This window comes from Barnesiella intestinihominis YIT 11860 (assembly GCF_000296465.1).
GTDB classification, from domain to species: Bacteria; Bacteroidota; Bacteroidia; order Bacteroidales; family Barnesiellaceae; genus Barnesiella; species Barnesiella intestinihominis.
Genome location: NZ_JH815203.1, coordinates 1,029,399 through 1,050,697, shown reverse-complemented (window position 1 = coordinate 1,050,697; position 21,299 = coordinate 1,029,399). Strand labels below are relative to the sequence as shown.

Sequence of the window (21,299 nt, the reverse complement as noted above, 5' to 3'; positions counted from 1 at the left end):
TTATAAAGTTGAATGAAATTCGACGAGTCCTTCCATAGGACTTTTTATGATTGTTCCCAATTCTATTTGCAGGGCAAGGGCTGCTTCTTCCAAAACTTCTTTGTAATAGTATGCGATAGACCCGATGAAATGTACTTTTACATTTTTGTAGTCATATTGCATGACATTACGGGTGAAGAAGTTTTTGAATCCGTTCAGAACGATTCTGTGGATACAAGGCTCTTCGATATTTTCGATGAGGAACGGCGATACCGATGCCAAAAAACGATTGGGGAAAGGCTTCTTGTATACGTTATCCAAAATTTCTTTTGGCGTGAGATTGAAGCGGTTGAAAAATTTTTCTTTTAGTTCGGGAGTCAGTTGGTTTTTCAAACAGTCGCCGACCAATAATTTTCCCAAAACAGCGCCGCTGCCTTCGTCGCCCAAGATATATCCCAATGGGGATATGTTGTTTACGATCTCTTTGCCATCGTAATAACAAGAGTTCGATCCGGTCCCCATGATACAGGCGATACCCGCTTTATGTCCGCAAAGGCTGCGAGCAGCTGCTAACAAGTCGCTCCCGACTTCGATAGTTACCGGTATGTGCCTATAAATGGCATTGTGGACAATCTCATTCTTTTCTGGAAAGGCACAACCTGCCCCATAGAAATAAACGGCATCTATTTTCACTCCGTCCAAATGGGGCATGAGTTTATCTTTTACCACTTGGCTTATTTCCTCTTCTGTCTGAAAAAACGGATTGGTTCCCTCCGTTGTGATTCTTTTAACCTGTTTTCCGTGGTTTACTACGCACCAATCGGTTTTGGTAGAACCACTGTCTGCAATAATAATCATATCTTTATATATATTTTCTTTTTATACAAAACATACCCTATAATCCAGTTTACACCGATAAATAAAAGGGCGAATATAAGCGATGCAAAAGTTTCGTCTTTGAATAGAGGAACGAGCCATTCGTTGTAAATCATTCCTTTCAAAGTCATACTCGCTCCTCCGTAAGTAACGTAAATACTACCGATGAGGATGCTTAACACAGCTCCCAATACGTACATGAATAAGGGATTGATACCGAATGCTTCGAAAAATCGGCTCCATTTTTTGTATCCTTTGATGTCTATGATCCAGATGAGCAAAGCCAATGAGCTGGCTGCTAATCCGCATGTGGTGAGAACAAATGTAGGAGACCATATTTTTTTGCTGATAGGACAACCGTATTCGAGAAGTAATCCGGCAAAAGTGAGTATCGTTCCTGCAATGAAAAGATTCTGCATGCGTACGGCGTTATCTTTTGTGCGCATGATGAGTCCCCCGCAAAATATGCCGACGAGTACGTGGCATATCGACGGTATCGTACTGAGCAACCCCTCGGGGTCGAGAGCCAGCCCGTTATCGTGATACATGTGGTTGCTTCCTAAAATAGCTCTGTCGACTACCGAGATGATGTTATCTTCGGAAAATTCGAACCCTTTTCCTGTTATCAGTATGACGAAGTAGGCAATCAACGTGACCGATACGATGTGGGGTATATATTTATGTTTGACAATCAAGGCGATAAATGCGGCTACTCCGTAGCAAATCGCTAAACGGGGCATAACTCCCAATATACGGATATGGTCGAAATTCCACATAGAGCGGCCCAATCGTTCGAAAAAGGATAGAGACTCTTCTCCCAGTTGATGATAGGTACGCATGGTTAATCCGAACCAAGCGATAGCCAATCCGATAGCGAAGATAACAATCGTGCGGCGTATGATTTTCCACGCTACCGCTCCCGATAGCCGGAAGTCGAATTTTCTCAACGACATATAAGTCGATATTCCCATGATGAACATGAAGAACGGAAAAACGAGGTCGGTGGGAGTCAGACCTATCCATTCGGCATGGCCGAGCGGTGCATAGATATATCCCCACGAACCGGGATTATTTACCATAATCATTCCGGCGATGGTGATACCTCTCAGTATATCGAGAGAAAGAAGCCTTTTATTAGGCGGGTTGTTCATGGCATTTATTTTTTGAAGTTGTACATTTATCTACTAAATAGACGATAGAAATATAAGGTATTCCTGCATTGGTCGTCAGTCCTATTTCGCAAGTGCGGCTATTGGAATAACCGGTTTTTACTCCTGCTTTTTCTATTTGAGGTTTTAGCTTTCTGAGAGCATAGGCGTTGACCTCGGGATAAGTGAATCCCCTGTCACCGGCGAAACCGCAACAACCTACTTCTTCGGGAACAATTACTTTTGTAGAGCATAAATGAGCCAAATCGACGAGCATGTTTCCCAAATTTATTTTTCTCATCGAGCAAGTGATATGAACGGCGATTGGTTCGTCGATAGGAGAAAAAACGAGTTTGTCTTTCAGGAAAGTATATATGAACTCTACCGGTTCATATAGTTTTACTTGGGTCATGACCTCGCGCATACGGTGCAGACAGGGACTTTGGTCGCAGAGTACAGGATATTTCCCTCCGTTGCTAGCCTTGTATAGCGCAGCTTCCAATTCGGCCGATTTTCGGTCGGCAATGTCCATCATACCTTTACTTTCCCAGATTGTTCCGCAACAGAGATTCTTCATGTTTTCGGGAAAGATGACTTCATATCCGGCTTTTTGCAGCAAGGCGACAGTCTTGTCGATCAGAGGCGTTTGGTCGGGTGAATCTTTCGCCGTACCCATAGTTTGATTGATACAGCTTGGGAAATAGACCACTTTCAGAGATTCTTCGTGCTGTTGTATTCGATGAGGATAATAGGGTTTGGGCATAGATGGTGTCCACAATGGAACACCTATTTGGTGAAGACCTTGCCCAATAGAGCTCATGACTTTATCGCCCAACATATTGTGGGCCATGTTCGCCAAGTAAAGAACAGGTCTGAGAGCCGATTTCGTTTCGGCAAAATGATTGGCGACGAAATCGCCGGTTTTGTATCCAATGCTTTTTTCGGGTAAATTCGCTTGTCTGATATCGTGCGTTAAATCGCCTACATTGATTCCCATCGGGCAAGACATGGAACAAAGTCCGTCTCCCGCACAGGTTGCGTTTCCTAAATATTTGTATTGTTTCTGCAATGTTTTCAGCCGTTCCGAACTTTCCGTATCGGATAGTTTTTTGAGCCGGGAAATTTCCCGTTGAATGACGATACGTTGACGGGAAGAAAGAGAGAATCCACAAGTCAGGCAATTCACTTCACAGAATCCGCACTCTATGCACTTGTCTACGTGAGCGTTTGTCAGAGGCATAGGTTTGAAGTGTTTTAAATGGCAATGTGGGTCTTCGTTGAAAATGACACCGGGATTGAGTAATCCTTTCGGGTCGAACAACTCTTTGACGGCTTTCATGAATCCATAGGCCCTTTCTCCCCATTCGTATTTGACGAATGGAGCCATGTTCCGTCCGGTTCCGTGTTCTGCTTTCAGCGAACCGTCGTACTTGTCCACTACCAATGTTTTTACTTCGTCCATCAGTTTTTCATATCGGGCGACTTGTTCGGGAGAGTCGAACGACTGGCTGATGATAAAGTGGAAGTTTCCCTCTAACGCATGTCCGTAAATACAAGCGTCGTGATATTCATTCGTTACCAATAACTCTTGTAAATCGGCGGTCGCTTCGGGTAGCTCTTTCAATGGAAATGCAACGTCTTCGATCAAAACGGTCGTACCCGGCCGGCGAGTTCCTCCCACCGATGGGAAAATACCCGAACGGATAGCCCAGTATTTCGAATATTCTTCGGGCTTGTCCGTAAAGTGAATAGGAGTAACGGTTTTGAATGGAGAAAGTATCTTTTTTATTTCTTCGATATTGGCTTGTAGTTCTTCGGGAGTATCGGCTTTCGTTTCGGTCAAAACTGCTGTAAGACCCGTTCCAGTCGTGTCGTTGACCGAAGCCAAAGACTTTTTGTCGAGCAGCTCTGCACTGAATACGGGACCGGGTTTCATGGCAACGACCGCTCGACAGGCATCCTTTATGTTCGAGAAGTAAAGCATGGCACTCGCCGAATAGGGATAGTCATGCTCGGTTTTCATCGTAACTTCCGATAAGAAAGCGAGCGTACCCTCTGACCCCACCATGAGGTGGGCGATAATATCGAATGGGTCGTCATATATCACAAAAGGTAATAAATTCAACCCGGTGACATTTTTGATGGAATATTTTTTGCGGATACGGTCACTCAGTTCGTTGTCGTTTCGTATTTCGTCTCTTATCTCGATGATTTTGTTCAGGAACGGGGTGTGGTTTTTCTCGAATGTCATTCGACTTTCCGGGTCGCCGGTGTTCAACCGAGTACCGTCGGCAAGCACGATTTTCGCCGAAAGCAATTCTTTGTCGCTGTTGGCGTGTGTACCGCAGTTCATACCGGATGCATTGTTCATGACGATTCCGCCCACCATAGCCGATTTTACCGATGCAGGATCGGGTGCGAATTTACGACCGTGGGGTTTTAATATTTCATTGACACGTGCCCCGATAATACCGGGTTGGAGTGTAATGCGTTCGAAATCTTCCGAGATGGAATATTTTTCCCAATTTTTCCCGGCTACGATAAGTATAGAATCGCTTATGCTTTGACCTGAGAGTGAAGTTCCTGCCGCTCGAAATGTGACAGGCAGTGTATATTTGTCGGCCAAAGCGAGGAGCCGGGAAACTTCATTTTCGTCTTTTGCCCGAATGACTATTTTCGGGATTAGTCGATAGAATCCGGCATCGGTTCCCCAAGCCAACAAACGAAGCTCGTCGGTATATATCCGGTCTTTCGGGATAAATTTCCCGATTTCTTTCAGATAAGCGTTATACTTTTGTTCTTTCATCTCGGTACGTTAAACAATCTGTTCTTTATTTATAGAGATAATATTTTCGAGATAGTTTTTTGAAATCTTCGACGTCTTTATACCAATAGTCCTTGATGTCGTCGAAATGGTAATTTTTTGAAAATCTTTCTCTTATTTGGTTACTTCCGCATACTTTGTCGAACATGTCGAATCGGCTTTCATTTTCTTTGCAAAATGCGGGTTTATCGGGATACAAAGCGGCCAATTCTTGCATGATGTAGAATTGGACTTCGGAAAGTCGAGCTTTTTTATAATCCAAAATATGTACTTGTACTCCTTGTAAATGTTCCCCTTTTCCGAAAGCGTAGAAAGGCTTCAAATGCATGGGGCGGAATTTAATACCCGGCAGGTTCAAATTATTCATGCGGTCGGCGAGCTTATCGGCATCTATCCATTCTGCTGCGAACATTTGGAACGGTATGGTATATCCCACTCCGATGGAGAGGTAGGGCAGCTCTCCCACGATTCCCGACAGGGGGTAGAAGTATGCCGAATGGGGATGCGGAATATGTGGTGAGGAGGGTATCCATTGCAAACCTGTTTTAGTATAGTCCATGCTTCGTTTCCAATGCTTCATGGGGACGACTGTAAGTTTGCAGTCTTTGGCAAGCATGTGTTCTCCCACCAACATTCGGGCAAGCTCTCCGCAAGTAAGTCCGTAAATGTATGGTATTTTGAATTGGCTTACGAAAGAGATGTAACCGTCTTCCACGAGATTCCCTTCCACTTTCTCTCCTCCGATGGGGTTGGGCCGGTCGAGTACGATAAATTCGATTCCGTTTTCAGCGGCCGCTTCCATAGCCACGCCCATAGTACTGATGTAAGTAAAGGAGCGACAACCTATATCTTGTATGTCGTAGACAAGCACATCGATACCTTGTAACATTTCGGGTGTCGGTTTTCTGGTTTTCCCATATAGCGAATATACCGGTAATCCGGTCGATGGGTCTGTGGAATTTTCTACCTTATCGCCGGCATGCACGTCGCCGCGCACGCCGTGTTCGGGCCCGTACAGGGCCACCAAATTGACGTTAGGAGCTTCGAACAGAATATCGATAGTAGATTTCAACGAATTATCAACCCCTGTCGGGTTGGTAATCAAGCCTACTCTTTTCCTTTCCAATATTTTGAAATTATCTTTTTTCAGAACTTCGATACCCGTCATTGTTTTTTGTGCGCTCAGTCCTCCTGTAAGACTTGTAATCAAACACAAAATTATATACTTTTTTAATTTCATAGACTTTATTTTTTATATTATTTTGTTTCTGTCTCTTTTTCTTCTGTCTCTTTTTTCCCGTAATTGGGATCTATTTTTATGAATGCACATACTGCAATAGTCGCTGCACAACAGATCATTACCCAATAGAAGAAGTGTTTATATCCTATGAGTTCTTGCAGCCAGCCGGCAGCCATGCCGGGTAACATCATACCTAAGGCCATGAATGCCGTGCAAATGGCATAGTGGGCCGTTTTATGTTCCCCGTCGGAGAAGTAAATCAAATACAGCATATAAGCTGTGAATCCAAATCCATAACCGAATTGTTCGATAAAAACGCAGAGGTTGATGACGAACAGGCTATCGGGTTGGTAATAGCTGAGGTAAACGAATGTAGCGCAGGTGAGGGAAATACTCCAAGCCATAGGCCAAAGCCATTTTTTGAGTCCACCTTTTGCCGCTACGATTCCACCGATGATTCCACCGATCGTCAAGCCTAAAATCCCGATAGTACCATATACTAAACCGACTTGTCCCGTTGTCAGTCCTAATCCCCCTAATTCTTTGGGGTCGAGCAAGAAGGGATTGATAAGTTTTACCAACTGAGCTTCGGGCAATCGGTATAGTAGCATGAACAAAACAGCCACCCATACTTGTTTTTTCTGGAAGAATGTGACGAACGTGGCAAAGAACTCTTTGAAGATGTTCGAGGCGGTTGCTTCACATACGGCTTTGTCTGATTTCGGTTTAGGTAAAATGTACTTGTGATACAAGCATATAGCGATAAAGAATCCGGCGAGGACAAAGAATGTGATCGACCATGCCAGCGAGATATTTCCCGATGTGGATTCGAACGAAGCATTCGATGCTTCTTTTAATTTCGGGTCTATTTGTACCGCGATATAAGCCGGCTTATCCCAATTCTCTTCGGTGAATTCCAAACGGTCGCCTTGCGTGAGATAGATACTTTGGTCTCCGTTTTTGTGCACTGTATTTAAAACGACCTTTTCTCCTTTTCCGGGCTTTTGGGAGAGGCAAACTTTTATAACGCCTATATTCCCGGTGAGCTTGTGTTCGGTTCTTTCTCTTTTTTCACCGAATGTCTCTTTGATAAAGGTGTTTATTTTTTCGCCTATTCCGCTACTGTTTTCATCTTTTGTTTGCGATGGGTTTTTCGCCTCTGCGAGGACAAATCCGTTCGTAATGTTTTGGCATTTTACCCATGCGTTGATAGAGTCTACTGCATGGGGATCGGCAGTTGTCCCTATTTCGAGGGTGGAAGGCGATGCGACGAAGTGCATTTCTTCGTTGTTTGCGTCGATGATGTAGTCGGTCGAGGGAAGGACTATTTCGTTGGCATATTCCGGTCCGGCCTTTATTTCGAGGTTCAACGGAGTGAGGCCCGTATTCGATTCGAGCAATCCGGCGAGAATCACCAGCAAACCTTGTCCGGCTATGGTCGCGACTCTGTAAAAGGTGCTGCGGATACCTACGTACATCGCTTGGTCGTGGGTATCGAGAGCCAACATATAAAATCCGTCGGCTGCTATGTCGTGGGTGGCAGAACTGAATGCGACCAACCAGAAAATGGCGAGTGTTATTTGAAAGAAATGCGGAGCAGGAATGGTGAATGCGATACCTGCCAGTCCGGCGCCTACCAACATCTGCATAGTGACTACCCACCATCGTTTGGTTTTCAGCAAATCGATGAACGGACTCCAAAACGGTTTGATTACCCACGGCAGATAAAGCCAACTGGTATATAGCGCTATGTCGGTGTTCGATATGCCTAATCTTTTATACATGATGACCGATATGGTCATAACGGCTACATAGGGTAATCCCTGTGCAAAGTAAAGAGTAGGGATCCACGCCCAAGGTGATGTTTTCTTTTGAGGGTTCATGGTGTGTATTTTTAATATAGTTTTTCTATGTTCGCACCTACGAAATAGTGTAGCAGTATTTCGCGATAAGGATAGCCATGTTCGCCCATGACGGCGGCTCCGATCTGGCAGAGTCCTACGCCATGTCCCCAGCCGGCTCCGTGTATGACGAACCGTTGGGGTATTCCGTTCTGTATATCTTCTCGCTCTACGACGAAAGCCGAGCTGTATAAATGGGACGGAGATAGTACACGGCGAATTTCCAGCTCTTTCCCGATAATGAGGGTTTGTTTGCTACCTTGTATCTGTAACCGTACCAATCTGCCCGACGTTCCTCGTTCTATGGGTTTTAGGTCGATGATTTCACCGAAATCGATTCCGGATTTTTTATGAATGAGATGAGCCAGTTCGCTTTGGGAGTAAACAACGGACCATCGATAGAAATCGGTCGTTTCCTGATCGTAATTGTTGAGAACCTGCGAGAGTATCTTTTTGTCGGTCGTATTACAGAAGGCTGTGGGGGAGGTGTATATCCATTGCCGGGCGATGTCTTCGTTCTTCAAGTCGGGAAAATCTTTTTCATTTTTGTCGTCCCGTAGAGCCGTCAGGTAGGGGGGATTTATGTTTTCCCAGCAAGAGGAAAATTCTTCCACGACGCCTCCGCAGCATTTTGAAAAGCGGGCATCGCATATTTCGTCATCGTATGTGAGAACTTCTCCGTGCGTAGCTTGTATGGCTTGTGCGACAACTTCGGTACAGGCCCGAGTGATGCCTTGATAGCGTTGACAATGATCGTCGGCACATACGTCGAAGTTGATATGGTCTTCCCGGTCATACCAGTGAATCAGTTCTTTGTCGGTACGAATCAACGAGTCGGGTTTCTTTCCGGCTAACTCTTTGTTTTTTCTTATTTGGGCCAACAACCAACTCCGAGAAATGACGGCGTGCGATTTCAATAGTTCGAGCGAGGCGGTCGCACTCATTTCGGAAGATATGACACTAAGTAGATAGTCTTCTACGCTCAAAGCGTTTATAGTTGTGATAAGTCCGTTTTCCACTATCAGGTTCAGATTACCTTTGAAAGTTTGGTCTTCTTTCCTTTCCCAATGAAATTTTACTCCGATAGTCACCTCTTTGAGACAAAACGAATAGTCTTCTTTTTCGGGAGTGAAAACGATTCGGGTGTAGCGGTTTCCGTTCCAGAAGATCTGTTTCCCGTCCGTATGAGCCTCATGCTCTCCTGAGACCGGAACGCCATTTGCCAGATACGTCCCGTTGAAGACGAAACGTATTTGTCGTTCTGACATGATTCCTACGGTAACTTGTGGCTCTTTCATGAATGTTTATTTAAGTTTTTCTATTATTTCGTACATCTTTTCCCGGTCGAGGCAGACTTCTGAAAGTATTTTTTCGAGATGTTCAGCGTCGATTTTCCTAAAATCTTTTTCGAGTGGGGTGATGAACACACCTCCCATATCGACCGAGGCGGGGCTGAGCAAGATATTTTCGTCGCCTTCGGCGAAATAACACGACGGTCGATGCTGGGCTCTCGGGAAAATACAAGAGCTCCATTTACCATCTTCATACCATGTGAGTATGTTCATCATGGGTTCCGGTTCGCCCTCTTTTAGTTCAAGTGCGTTATAGAGCTTCACAAAGAGCTTTTCGGCGGTTTCTTCCGATTCCGCTTCGATAAGGAAGAAGGGACAGATATAATCCTCGACTTGACTTAGACGAGCCGATTTTTCGGTTCGTATGGGAATGCGCCTATACTTTTTCAACTCCTTTTCGAGAGGTAGAAATCCTTTGTTCCCAGCTTGGAAATGAGCATGATCTGGGGCCGATGCTCCGCATTTGGGACCGTTATAGAATAGTACGTAATGTTCGGCGGCCTGTGCCAAGCGAAGCATGTCGCCAAATCTCTTTTCGATAAGTTGCGGTAGGTGCTCGTTTACCGGAATGGTAAAGTGTTCCGGGAATATGGGGAAAGGATTAATCAACCATGTATAGCTGCCATCGGGTAATCCTTCTTGCACTTCCGGACGGTTTTCGGCACACAAAAAACATTTGCGCTCTTTCAGCGATTGAGTGTCCACTTTGGCTGCCGAAGATACGATACGGGCCGGGTTGAATTGTATCTTGACCGTACAACCTTCCACCGTTAGTTCTTTAACCTGTACCGCTTCCAATGCTTTGTAATTGTCACGCGCCGATTCCCATACGGAGAGTTGGTCGGTCAGTAATTGTTTGGCTTGTTCCGATGTAACTTTCATTTGCATTATTTTTTGTTCATGGCGATGCGGGCTTGTAATTCCCATGTGCGAATACGATCTTTATATAAATTGTTGGCGTTCATCTTTTCGATACTCAGTGAAGCGTCGGAGTTGTCGTCCCAACGGCGACACAAATAAACTACTTCGTAAACGCGCCCTATTTGGTAATGGCGCGAGATGTTCAAACCGAGGGCATAGTCTTCGCCATAACTCGTATTGGGAACCTTCACTTGACGGAGCAGTGGCGTGTAGAAGGCTCTGGGTGCGCCTAATCCGTTAATGCGGAGTGCATTGTTCCGTCCGTTCTCGGGAGTCCACTCTTTGTGGTCGATGATACCCGGAGCAATCATGTTCATATTGAAATCGGTCATCATGTAAGTTCCTACGACCATACCGCAGTTTTGGGCATAGAATGCATCGATCATGGTTTGCAGGGTATTTTCGTTGTTGTATACATCGTCGCTGTCTAATTGTACGGCAAATTTCCCGCATTTGGAATGATGTACGCCCATGTTCCAGCAACCGCCTATACCTAAGTCATTTCGTTCGGGAATAAGATGGATTACTCTTTCGTCGCCGGCAAAGCGATCGATAGCCTCCGAGGTTCCATCGGTCGAGTGGTTGTCGATAATAATCAGATTGAATTTGAAGTTCGTTTTTTGTTTCAAGACCGAGTCGATGGCATCGGCAATGGTGCGTACACGGTTCCGTACGGGAATGATTACCGAAGCCTCGTATTCGAAATTGTCGGCGTTGAATTCGATCTTTTCGAATACCGGTTCGAGATAACCGCCTATTTCTTTCAAGTGTTCGGTACATGCGGCTTCCATTTCTATTTGTACGCCCCGATTTTTGGGATTTACATAATCGAATATTTTCTCTCCGCTTTTTCGGGTATCGTTTTCGACTTCGGAATAGAGATATTCGTTAATGTGTACTAACGATGTTTTTTGAGATAATTTCAGACGGAGGTCGTATAATCCGGCAAATTGGAAATCGGTTTTCATGCGGGCAGCTGCATCTTTGAGTGCTTCGGCGTTGAATAACAGCAGGGAACCGAAATTAAAATCGTCTCGCAAACTGCCGAACTGATAGTCGATGACCGGGGCTTTCTTTTGTTCACCGTCGATTACATGGTAGGAATCGGCATATACCATACCGGCTTGGCTGTCTTCGGCGATGTGAACCATACGTTCGAGTGCGAAGTATCCTAACTCTAATGTGGTGTGTTTCGTATAAAGCAATGTGAAATCGGCATCGCTGTACGCTGCCAAAAGTTTCATAGTGGTCGAGGCATTGAGCGACGGAATGTCCAGTATTTCACAACCTTCTATTTGCTCTTTGCTTTTTTCCGAAGATAGCAAATATATGTTCTTCACATACTCGCAGTTGCGTAATCCTTTGATGGTTTCGGTAACTTGAACTTTACCAGAAAAAGGTATGAAACAGTTTATTGTTTTCATAGGGAAAATTATTTGTGTTTGTTTATTTTATAATCGATTACCAACAATCCTATTTCACCGCCGGTGGCAGTAAACAGGCATTTGTTTTTAGAGAGCGGTACGAGTGTACTGATGAGCGAATTACCCACTTTGTGTTTCCAGAGTACTTTGCCTGTGTGGGCATCCAACCCGAACATCAATCCGTTTTTGGTACTGCCGAAAACAACACCCTCTTTTTCAACCGGCATGGACGGGGCGTGCTCATATCCGAATCCGACATTCGAAGCCCATATTTTTTCAGGGAAGTCGGTAGTGGTAGAGTAACATACGACACTGTCGTTCATGGTTTTACTGTAAATTCTCCGTTTGTCTTCCGACAGGCCGACGGTCTCACGTACCATCGATTCTTTGGTTCTCCATACGGTTTTTCCGGTAGAAGCATCGATAGCTGTCAATACTCTTTCGGGGTCGGCGATGAATACTTTCCCATTTGCCGCCACGGGCCAAACGGCCGCTGCCGAATAGAATCTACCCGGTTTCCCTTCGTGCCATTTCCAAACTTCTTTTCCTGTTTTCTTATCGAGGGCATAGAGGTTTTTATCCCATGCTCCGAATATCACGAGATTGTCGTAAACGAGGGGTTTGGTTTCTATGTAGCCTTCTACGCCGTCGTAACTCCAAACGACAGTTCCCGATTTAATGTCGATTGCGCGAAATTTGTGGTCGCTGCCTCCGATGTAGGCGATTCCGTTTCGTATGGTAACTGCTCCCAATACGGGTGCTTCGGTGTTTATTTTCCACAACAGTCGGCCGTCGGATGCATTCAGACCGTATATATTCATGTCGGCAGAGCCGAATACGACGACGTTTTTATCGGCGGCAGGTGTCCCTATGATACGCATATCCGATTTGAAACTCCACTGTTTTCGGCCGTCGGTGGCCGAATAACAGGAAATGGCCCCGGAGTCATCGCCTACGTAAACTTTTTTATCCCAATAGGCAGGTGAGGAGAATATTTCATATCCGCTTCTGACGAGCCATTGCTCCGAAACTTGCGGGAACTCTTTGTTAACCGAGTAATCAGGACGAGGATAACCGGCATTGCTTTTGGGATAATTCATTCCGGTCATGGAGTATGCTCCTTTACGGGTAGGAACATTACCTATTTTATGCTCGTAAATGAAAATAGAATCAGGGGTGACTTCACACAGGGAGTATCCGCCTGTTTTCTCTTTGGCTCGTAGGTTCGACCGGCACAGAATACCGGGGATACCATCGTATTCCAGTTGCATATATTTGTGGTAATGTCCGCCCATGACGAGGCGGATATTGTAGGGGCGTATGGCATCGGTAACGTCGTACCAGTTATCTACATCGCCCGGTTGTAGGGGGTAGTGAGTGATAAAGATTACGGGCTTTTCTTTACCGGCTTTGTCCAATTCCGTTTTGATCCAGTCGATGTCCTGAGGCGCCACGTGACCATCGGCCATTCGTATGATAGGGCCTGAATTTACTCCCATGAATAAGATACCGTCATGTTCGAATTTGAATCTTTCGCTTCCGAATACCCTTGCGAAATCGGTTACTCCCGATTCACTCCATTTCGTTTCATGATTACCGGGAATGATATGGTATTCGACATTCAGTCGGTCGAGTAGCGATTTGACCACTTCCATCGATTGGCGATCTCCTATATTGGTGATGTCGCCCGATACAATGGCAAATTCAATGCCCGGAGTATCGTTGATTTGGTTTACCGACCGGGCTAAATCGTTGTAAGGGATAGAATCTCCGGCGGTAATGTGTATATCGGTGAGAAATGCGAATTTGAAGTTTGCGGCTCTACTACCGATAATGACAAGCAATAAAAGCGAGAGAGAAAGATAAATTCTTTTCATAACTTATTGATGGGTTATTGTTTGGTCGAAAGATGATAGAATGGCATTCATCAGCTCATTCCTTTGTTTTTCCGTTTTGATGGTTTCGAACGGGTATCCTAAAATGCATGTGTTATAACGCTGTCCCCGATAGAAGATTCCGGCGCCGATGTTGTTTTCTCCGTATCGTTGTATGGTATAACTTCCTTTTCCGAAAGGTTCTATCCCGTCGGGCGATTCTACCGCATAACAATTTTCGTTGAGCGTATTGTGGTATTCGACATGGAGTGTGTCGAATGCAGGGAACGGTGAAGCTGCGGGTTTCACCTGTCCGCTGACCGAGGCTTGTCCTGTTCTCCAAGTATAGTGCAAAATTTCATTGGCAAATCGTTTGTCGGATTCATTCACATCTCCGTTGTCCCATAAATCGGTAGCGACGTAGGCTCCTGAGACGAAGATGTTTCCTCCGTTTTCACAATAGTCGGCAATGATAGTTTGCAGGGATTCGGGGAATGTTTTAAATGCTCTGTCGGTGACGCCTCTGCCTATTTTCACTTGTTTTTCTTTTCCGAGAATGAGGTCAACGATACGATAATCGTTCAAGGCGACGAGTTGGTCGGTCACAGCTTCGTCGCTTGCCGATAGGAAAGAATATCCGGCATTCGTTATGGCTCGGCCGTGTATATACGGATAGTCGAATGTGTTCCCGGCGATGACGCGGGTTTCATAGTCGGCACGACTGGCTCCAAATCCGGGAGCATCATCGTCTATCCACGGGATATTTCGTCGAAACTCATATTGTTCGCCGATGAAACTGATGTCGTAGAGGTAAGGCACTCCGAAGTCCTTGCGTGTGTCGAAGCCTGCCATGAGGGTGTCTATTTCGAAACTGTCGGGTGCACTTATCCGGTCGAAGCCGTTAATAACCATGACCGTGCCTTTTTCTTGCGAGCAGCGACAAAGCGACACCGTTTCGGAGGGGAAACTTTCTCCTCCCGAATTTACGGCTGTGACTTTGAAGCTATAAATCGAATCGGGTATTATACTTTTCGTGTATGAAGTGTCCGATACGAGTGTGCCACTGTCGAACACTCCGTTTCCGATTCGGGTGTAGACGATATATTTTTCGGGAGTGGCTGTCGGTTCCAACGGATCTTCGACGGCACGCCATGTCAGTTTTATTTCGTGCGTCCCGATGAACTCCGTTCTCAGATGATTTACCGGCAAGGGTTGTACCTGATATTCATAGTCGTTTTGTTCGGCGATAAATTTTAGAATACCCTTGTATATAGCTCTGGAAACCAAAAATCTGAATCGTGGGTCGAGCCCGTAACGCATGTCGGCGAAATTTTGGTGAGACAGCAATTCGAGGAGCATGGTAGGGACTTCGGGTACACGGGCTTCGAAATAGGATTTGTTCCACATGCCTCGGCGGTTCCACTCCGGTTCATAAGTCTCTCGTATGTCGTCGGCGATTTGTGTCAATACGACATCGGTGAGATAACGAGAAACTTGTCTGGGAGTATTTTTCCCATAGGTCTTTTTCCCTTTTCCGGTAAAATAAATTCCTAAGCTCCCGATTATCGAGTCGTTTTTGGTTGTGCCCGCATCGGAATGGAAAGCGAAAGCGAGGTCTAAGGGAACGTTCAATCCTGAACTGTCGGGCAGTATGTCCGAACCTCCTGCCAGATAATTGACCCATTCTCCCCGGCATTTGTAATCGTCGGTATAGTCGTTTTTCCCTTGACTGGGGGAATAGACTTTTTCGGGGAATCCCGCCCATTGTAGCCAATAGCGGGCGGCTTCGGTGAAACGGGGATAACCGCTTGTCGTATAGGAATAGTTTATAGATGAATTTCCCGGATTCTCGTCGATGTGCGAATCGTCTACTCGTCGGGCGATATTGCCATATCCGCCTCCTATTTTCACCGCATCGGCCGTGACTGTTTTTCCATTTTTTCGGGAAAGATTGCTGAGTTCTACATGGGCGTTTTCACCTTTGGCGAAATCGAAATGTCCTAAATATATCCATGTGCCGCCGCCCATACTTTGATTGACTTTGAACTGTGTTTTTCCGCCTTTGTGATATACGGTGTATAAAGCGTCGTCGGTACTGTTTTTGACTGTGCGGTAGGCGATATAAACTGCATATTTCCCGGTTTGGGGTATCGGAGCATACCAATGGGCCTGTATCTCTTTCCGAGGATCGGTCGTGGTTTTTGTTTGTCTGAAACTTCCGTCGTCGAACGGGTTTCGAGTGCCGGTATAGACCGAGACTGTATGGGCGAATCCTGTGCCGCCGTTCTCCCATTTTACCTTTTCGGTCCCTGTTTCGAAATAGGTATCGGCATTGTCGTTGTCTGCAATGAGTTCGTGCCGGTTTGTATCTCGTTCACGAGGAGAAAATACATAGGCTCCTGCATTTTGAAGCATGGGGGTTAGGAACGGCATGACGAAACTTTGGGTGTACAGATCCTCCACGGTTTCGAAAATTCGGGCACGTTGCCATTCCCATCGGTTCAAGGATTGTTCGAAATAGTATCCGTGACTTTGCCATAGAGCGATATGTCTGTTGAGTAAACCTTTTGTAGGAAGGTAGTGACATTTTATCGGGCTGACGATCGGTCGCTCGCAATGAATTTCGAATCTTTTGCGGTTGTCGGCGAAAGGAATCAATTCGCTTATTTCATAGCCACTGGTAAGAATGAAAAGTTTTTTCTTTTTCAAGTCCGGTGGTAAAATAGAACGTATGGTGTCATAGGCTCGTTTAACGAGTTCCTTTCTGAATGGAAGATAAGAAAATTCATCGTTCATTTGAACGACAAGTTTGTTGCCCTTTTCTAAAAGAAGCGTATCTAATTTTATTTCACCGATGGCTAAGTGTTCGGGTTTTAGAGAAACAAGTGCTTCTTCGACAGTCGTTCTTAGGCCTCTATGTGTTTGTGAATGGATTGATAGTGAGCCTAATAAGAAAATTATAAATGATAAAATATATCGGTTCTCTTTCATGTTTTTCGAATGGATAAACTTCGGTTCCTGTTTTTTTGTCAATCTATTTTCTCTTTGTTAGAACTTTTTACAGCATTATTTTAGGTGCTAAAAGTTCATGAGTAGATACCTTTCTATTATGGTTCATACAAATATAATATATGTTTTTGATTCGAGAACATATATTTAGTATTTTTTAATATGAATTCATCTCTCTTTTTTACAAGAAAAAAATATGCAGAATCTGTCGATACGATCCTGCATATGAGTATAAATCGAAATAATGAGATATCTTTACCCGTAGATCGAGTGATATTCGATGAGTCCCTGCATAGGGCTTTTTTCCGTTTTTTCTATATTCAATCCGAAATCCTTAGCTACCAAATCGAGAATATCGGCGTAGGTATAGGCCAAATTACCCATGAAATAAACCGGATATGATTTATAGTCATATTGGATAATGTTTCTCTGGAAGAATCTCATCAACTCTTCATAGACTAAATTGAACGCATATTTGTTGTCCAGATGGTCTTTCAAGAAATAGGAGAAAGTAGAAAGCGAACGGTTGGGGAAAGGGTGGTTATATATGGAATCCATAATCTCGTCCGGAGTAACTTTGAATTTTTCATGAAAAGCATCGCAGAGATCCTTTGGAGTAAGGTTCTTTAAATAGTCACTTAAAAAGCGTCGTCCCATAGCAGCCCCACTGCCTTCGTCTCCTAAGATATATCCGGCGGAACGTACGTTTTTAATGATACGTTCTCCGTCGTATAGACAAGAATTCGAACCGGTCCCCAAGATACAGGCTATTCCCGGTTTGTCGATTAGCAAACCTCTGGCGGCAGCCAATAAATCGCTTTCCGCCGAAATGGGTGTTTTGAACTGTGCTACTAACGAGGCTTCGAGAATGTTTTTCTTATCCAGATTGGCACATCCGGCGCCATAAAAATAGACCCGTTCCCATCGTTTCTTAAAAAAAGTTTCCGGTAAATTGAGACGGATACTGTGGCTTATTTCCCTTCTCGTTTGGAAAAAGGGATTTATTCCTTCCGTAAAACTTCTTTCCAAAACATTTTTTCCATCGACGAGAACCCATTCTGTTGTCGTGGAACCACTTTCTGCTATAACTTTCATAAATAAAAAATCTTGATAGATGTGCTTTCTGGCATCATTCAACTCTTTATAAAGATAAAACAAACGGCCGTGATGAAAATTAATTTTCGTATCGGCGAGTGTCGTTTATCTTTTATGAGAATAGTGCCGTTCGAAAGTAGAAACAATGTTAGCATCGATTTTACTGAGGCACAACCTATTTCTGCATCTTATGCAAAGATAAAATATCTTTCTTCATTTTCCAAATAGAATACTTATTTTACTGTAAAGTATCAAAATTCTGTTAAAAATAGTACGATAAAAATACGGACGGTAAAGTACAAAGCAGATCGTTTATACTTTATCGCCCGTATATTCTTAATCCTTTGTCAATGTACAATCAAAACCGGATAACAGAACTCTTTTCCTTCGGTCTGTATTTTCAACAAGTACGTTCCCGCGGGAATGTTCGAGGTATCTATCGTTGTTTCCGAACCGGTAGCGATACAGCTTCCCGATAGGCTGTACAGGGTCCACCGTTGTACGGAGGTGTCAGACTGAATTTTTAATATATCGGAGGCCGGATTAGGATAAACATTTACGGCTTTCGATGTAGCGATAAAGTGAATATCCGAGGAGGTATATACCAGCATATTGTCTAAGAAGAAACTACCCGATTCGGAGAAGAACGGTTTTGTTCTCGTTATCTTTATGCCGCTTATGCGATAGTCCTTTCCCGGATTCAGCTGGTCCAAACGGGTTTCCCGGAATTGCCAGCCTCTGAAATCGACATTCGTCAATAAAATCTCTTGTGTATCGTTTCCAGAGGATAGTTGCAGCCATATTTCGTCGCAAGAAAGATCGCCGTAAATGTGCATACCGATAGTTTGGGTATTGTCGACCACAGTGGAACTTCCGAATGTATCGGCTGTTGTGAATACGGCGCGAGCTTCGTCTGCATTGAACGTGTATGTGAAATTGTAAGATGCGCTACCGAACAGTTTTTGAGCGGTAGAGCGAATCGCTTTTGCAGTGGTTGTCCCGATACTTTGGGTCGCATCGAATGTAATCATATCGGGAGTTTCGAATTCCTCGACGGCTGTTTCGGAGCGGCTTACATCTCCGGCGGTAAAATTGATTTCGATGGGGTCTACGATCGCTATATTTTCCACATCGTGCAACGAGGCATCTATTTTCAATTTATAATTTTGTCCTTGTTTCAAATCGGCAGCTGTGGTAAAATAATAGTTCCCGTAGGAGTCTCCTAACTGGTTGTATTTGGCAGAACGCAAGTTGATGCTGACATCGTTTCCTTCACTATCCTGTAATTTGATGAGGTCTCGAATATTGACAGGGTCGAGAACATTATCGAATCTTACTTCGATCGTCGGTTTCGGATAGTGTAGTACCGCTCCTTCCGATGGGCTGGCTGCCAATAGTTTCAATTGGTTTCTTCCCTGCGTTAAGAACGTGAAGGAAAAATCTTCGGTCATAGACATATTACCCGGGTGTTTTGCACTTTTATCGAGTTTTACGGTATATAGGGTAGCTACCTCGTAAGGACGAGTGGGGGTAAATACCATTCGGTACTGTGAATCCTCGAATGTAATGTTCCCTTCTACCGGCGGGTCGATCGAGAAAGCCTTTTGTACAGATTCCGTGTCCATATCCCAATTGAAATTCAAGACAATGGGAGTCGTACAGTTGATGCTGTCTGTTTCGTTTTCCATGACAGGGCTGTAAGAGGTGACTTCCGGTGCTGTATTTCTCACTCTGTCCATAGCCACATTGGTATAACTTATTGTATTGGCTGTCACTGTTACATAGATTGTCCGATCGTAATGGTCTTCCGCTGCGATTTTTAGCTGGTAATTACCCGGAGCGAGGTTTTTAAACATGTATACGCCGTTGTATAGGTTATCCGTCGTATAGGTTATATTGTTCGGCAACAGGGTTACTGTGGCTCCACATAATGGCACTTGCTTGTCTCTTCCGTGTTGTACGTACGATTCGGTACGGGTCATGCGACTATCATAAATAACACCGGCGATATTTCCCGTTGTGAATCCTTCTGTGTCGAAGTATTCCATGACAGCTTTGGTGAAATGCCATGCCTCCATCCATTTGTAGTCCATGTTGAGCAAACGATATGTTTCGGGCACATAGTCGTGATAAGAACCTTCTGAAAGAAACCCGGTGACGGTTAATTTTCGGAGGACTCCCAATCCTGCATTGTTCCAGTCGGGATAGAAATCAAAATCGCCCACGACATACTCTTCCGTTTGAGTCCAATAGGTTACTTGGTTTTCGATAAGGTGCTTGAACAGTATCTTTGCCGCTACCTTGTCCTCGGGCTTTACCGGATTTTCGGTATATCCTCTGAACAACATCATCGGGAAATTATCCCGGCGGCTCGTGCCGGTCGCATTGCTGTGTATGGAGAAAAACAGGTCGGCCTCCCATTCGCTGGCTTCCCGCCCGATGGTTTCGAGTCCTCGGTCGTCTTCCGTCCGATTTAATACGCGAGACATCGCTACGGTAGCTCCCTGCTCTTGTAGCAGTTCTCTTAACATCAATCCTTTGTGCAGATTCGACGAGGATTCCCAAAAACCGAGTGTGTCGCCTTGTGCATACGGATATACGGCTACATTGCGGTCGTCCGAGTCATAACCGCCGTGACCCGGATTGATGTAAATTTTAAGTCCGGTCATATCTTTGGCTTGCAAGCCTAAACAGCCCAAGAAGGCAATGAGAATGATATAATATTTTTTCATGGCGATGAGGTTATTTCGTTACATTCAATTCCAACATAAAAAGTTTTCCTTCGACCGTGCTGTACACTATTCTGCCTGCTTCGGCCGAGGCCGACGGATTCATACCCATTTCGGAAGGAGATGTCAAATCGTGTACTTGTTTACTGTTGCAGTCTAACAATACGATTTTCGACGAAGTAAATTGGTGACCGTCGTCGGTCGCTTTCATGGCTGCAACGAAATCGTTGCCATACCACGTAGGGGATTCGTAGTCGCCCAGTTCGGCAAGTATGTTACCCTGCATATCGAGTACAACGGTTCCTACGCCTATGGCATAAGTCACGATTTTGGATCCGTCGGGCGATACGGCTGTCCACAAATAACTTTCCACTTTGTCGCCGTAAGGACGTAATATGCGGGTGTTTTTACCGTCGCACACGATTATTTTTCCCTCTTTGATGATGGAATAGACATAGTTCCCGCTTATTTGAGAGCCTGTACTTTTCATAAGTTTATTGTCGGCCACTACTTCCATACCGCCTGAGATGGCGACCGGACGTTTCAAATCGCGGGTTGGGGCGATAAGTTGTTTTTCGGCTTTCTCGATCAAGTTATATTCTTTCAAAGATCGGTGAACACGTCCGTTTATGATGCTTTGCGGCCGATAATACACCGTTGAACCGTCGGTGCTGAAAATCGGGTCGAACCCGGCTCCCTCGGCAGTAGTGATAATCTGGTTTTTCCCTGACGCAAAATCGTATGATTTTAAGCCGGAAAAATTTTCAGAAGTATATACGATTCGATTCCCGTCGGGACTAAGTATCGGATAGAAGGCCGATTGTCCGACCGAAGGGGTTATCTCGTAATGTTTGGTAACTTTTACATTCTGTCCCGATAGCGATGCGATACATGCTAGCAGGATTATGGTTAAATTTACTCTCATGG

At 44.7% G+C, this 21,299-nt stretch carries 12 protein-coding genes and 2 pseudogenes; all 14 read right to left on the bottom strand.

The genetic code is table 11. The annotated features are described in order from the left end of the window. Entirely contained in the window at positions 1-837 is an 837-nt protein-coding gene (locus tag HMPREF9448_RS04220) for a BadF/BadG/BcrA/BcrD ATPase family protein (protein WP_008861355.1), read from the bottom strand. Beyond that, a complete protein-coding gene (locus tag HMPREF9448_RS04215) occupies positions 834-2,006 on the bottom strand; it encodes an acyltransferase family protein (RefSeq protein WP_008861354.1) in 1,173 nt (390 codons plus the stop codon). Before HMPREF9448_RS04215 ends, HMPREF9448_RS04220 begins: the two co-directional genes overlap by 4 nt. Further along, complete coding sequence (locus HMPREF9448_RS04210) at positions 1,990-4,809, bottom strand: FAD-binding and (Fe-S)-binding domain-containing protein (protein ID WP_008861353.1); 2,820 nt, start codon at positions 4,807-4,809, stop codon at positions 1,990-1,992. The genes HMPREF9448_RS04215 and HMPREF9448_RS04210 overlap by 17 nt, the downstream gene beginning before the upstream one ends. 25 nt (positions 4,810-4,834) lie before the next feature. Next, the gene (locus HMPREF9448_RS04205) at positions 4,835-6,067 is read right to left on the bottom strand and encodes an exo-beta-N-acetylmuramidase NamZ family protein (protein WP_008861352.1); all 1,233 of its coding nucleotides are present in this window, start codon (positions 6,065-6,067) and stop codon (positions 4,835-4,837) included. Between the two features lie 17 nt (positions 6,068-6,084). Then, positions 6,085-6,879: pseudogene (locus tag HMPREF9448_RS14945) on the bottom strand (MFS transporter); the annotation flags it as partial. Positions 6,880-7,446: 567 nt separating this feature from the next. Further along, positions 7,447-7,950 (bottom strand): annotated as a pseudogene (locus HMPREF9448_RS15030) (MFS transporter); the annotation flags it as partial. 11 nt (positions 7,951-7,961) lie between these two features. After that, positions 7,962-9,266, bottom strand: a complete 1,305-nt coding sequence (locus tag HMPREF9448_RS04195; RefSeq protein WP_008861350.1) for a SpoIID/LytB domain-containing protein — start codon at positions 9,264-9,266, stop codon at positions 7,962-7,964. Between the two features lie 6 nt (positions 9,267-9,272). Next, on the bottom strand, positions 9,273-10,202 hold the full coding sequence (locus tag HMPREF9448_RS04190; RefSeq protein WP_040295962.1) for a DUF4922 domain-containing protein: 930 nt from the start codon (positions 10,200-10,202) through the stop codon (positions 9,273-9,275). 5 nt (positions 10,203-10,207) lie between these two features. Continuing rightward, positions 10,208-11,665 carry a glycosyltransferase family 2 protein gene (locus tag HMPREF9448_RS04185; RefSeq protein ID WP_008861348.1) on the bottom strand — a complete coding sequence of 486 codons (1,458 nt, stop codon included), beginning with the start codon at positions 11,663-11,665 and terminating at the stop codon, positions 10,208-10,210. A gap of 8 nt (positions 11,666-11,673) precedes the next feature. Next, complete coding sequence (locus HMPREF9448_RS04180) at positions 11,674-13,542, bottom strand: outer membrane protein assembly factor BamB family protein (RefSeq protein WP_008861347.1); 1,869 nt, start codon at positions 13,540-13,542, stop codon at positions 11,674-11,676. Positions 13,543-13,545: 3 nt separating this feature from the next. Continuing rightward, a complete protein-coding gene (locus HMPREF9448_RS04175) occupies positions 13,546-16,530 on the bottom strand; it encodes a golvesin C-terminal-like domain-containing protein (RefSeq protein ID WP_008861346.1) in 2,985 nt (994 codons plus the stop codon). A gap of 273 nt (positions 16,531-16,803) precedes the next feature. Then, complete coding sequence (locus HMPREF9448_RS04170; RefSeq protein WP_008861345.1) at positions 16,804-17,643, bottom strand: hypothetical protein; 840 nt, start codon at positions 17,641-17,643, stop codon at positions 16,804-16,806. Between the two features lie 347 nt (positions 17,644-17,990). Continuing rightward, positions 17,991-20,375 carry an Ig-like domain-containing protein gene (locus tag HMPREF9448_RS04165; RefSeq protein ID WP_008861344.1) on the bottom strand — a complete coding sequence of 795 codons (2,385 nt, stop codon included), beginning with the start codon at positions 20,373-20,375 and terminating at the stop codon, positions 17,991-17,993. 10 nt (positions 20,376-20,385) lie between these two features. Continuing rightward, positions 20,386-21,297, bottom strand: a complete 912-nt coding sequence (locus tag HMPREF9448_RS04160) for a TolB family protein (RefSeq protein WP_008861343.1) — start codon at positions 21,295-21,297, stop codon at positions 20,386-20,388. Between the last annotated feature and the right edge of the window lie 2 nt (positions 21,298-21,299).

Bases quoted from the DNA above. Each gene is read 5' to 3' on its own strand.
- HMPREF9448_RS04220 (WP_008861355.1), bottom strand. From the start codon at position 837: ATGATTATTATTGCAGACAGTGGTTCTACCAAAACCGATTGGTGCGTA.
- HMPREF9448_RS04205 (WP_008861352.1), bottom strand. From the start codon at position 6,067: ATGAAATTAAAAAAGTATATAATTTTGTGTTTGATTACAAGTCTTACA.
- HMPREF9448_RS04170 (WP_008861345.1), bottom strand. From the start codon at position 17,643: ATGAAAGTTATAGCAGAAAGTGGTTCCACGACAACAGAATGGGTTCTC.
- HMPREF9448_RS04175 (WP_008861346.1), bottom strand. From the start codon at position 16,530: ATGAAAGAGAACCGATATATTTTATCATTTATAATTTTCTTATTAGGC.
- HMPREF9448_RS04160 (WP_008861343.1), bottom strand. From the start codon at position 21,297: ATGAGAGTAAATTTAACCATAATCCTGCTAGCATGTATCGCATCGCTA.
- HMPREF9448_RS04190 (WP_040295962.1), bottom strand. From the start codon at position 10,202: ATGAAAGTTACATCGGAACAAGCCAAACAATTACTGACCGACCAACTC.
- HMPREF9448_RS04180 (WP_008861347.1), bottom strand. From the start codon at position 13,542: ATGAAAAGAATTTATCTTTCTCTCTCGCTTTTATTGCTTGTCATTATC.
- HMPREF9448_RS04215 (WP_008861354.1), bottom strand. From the start codon at position 2,006: ATGAACAACCCGCCTAATAAAAGGCTTCTTTCTCTCGATATACTGAGA.
- HMPREF9448_RS04195 (WP_008861350.1), bottom strand. From the start codon at position 9,266: ATGAAAGAGCCACAAGTTACCGTAGGAATCATGTCAGAACGACAAATA.
- HMPREF9448_RS04185 (WP_008861348.1), bottom strand. From the start codon at position 11,665: ATGAAAACAATAAACTGTTTCATACCTTTTTCTGGTAAAGTTCAAGTT.
- HMPREF9448_RS04165 (WP_008861344.1), bottom strand. From the start codon at position 20,375: ATGAAAAAATATTATATCATTCTCATTGCCTTCTTGGGCTGTTTAGGC.
- HMPREF9448_RS04210 (WP_008861353.1), bottom strand. From the start codon at position 4,809: ATGAAAGAACAAAAGTATAACGCTTATCTGAAAGAAATCGGGAAATTT.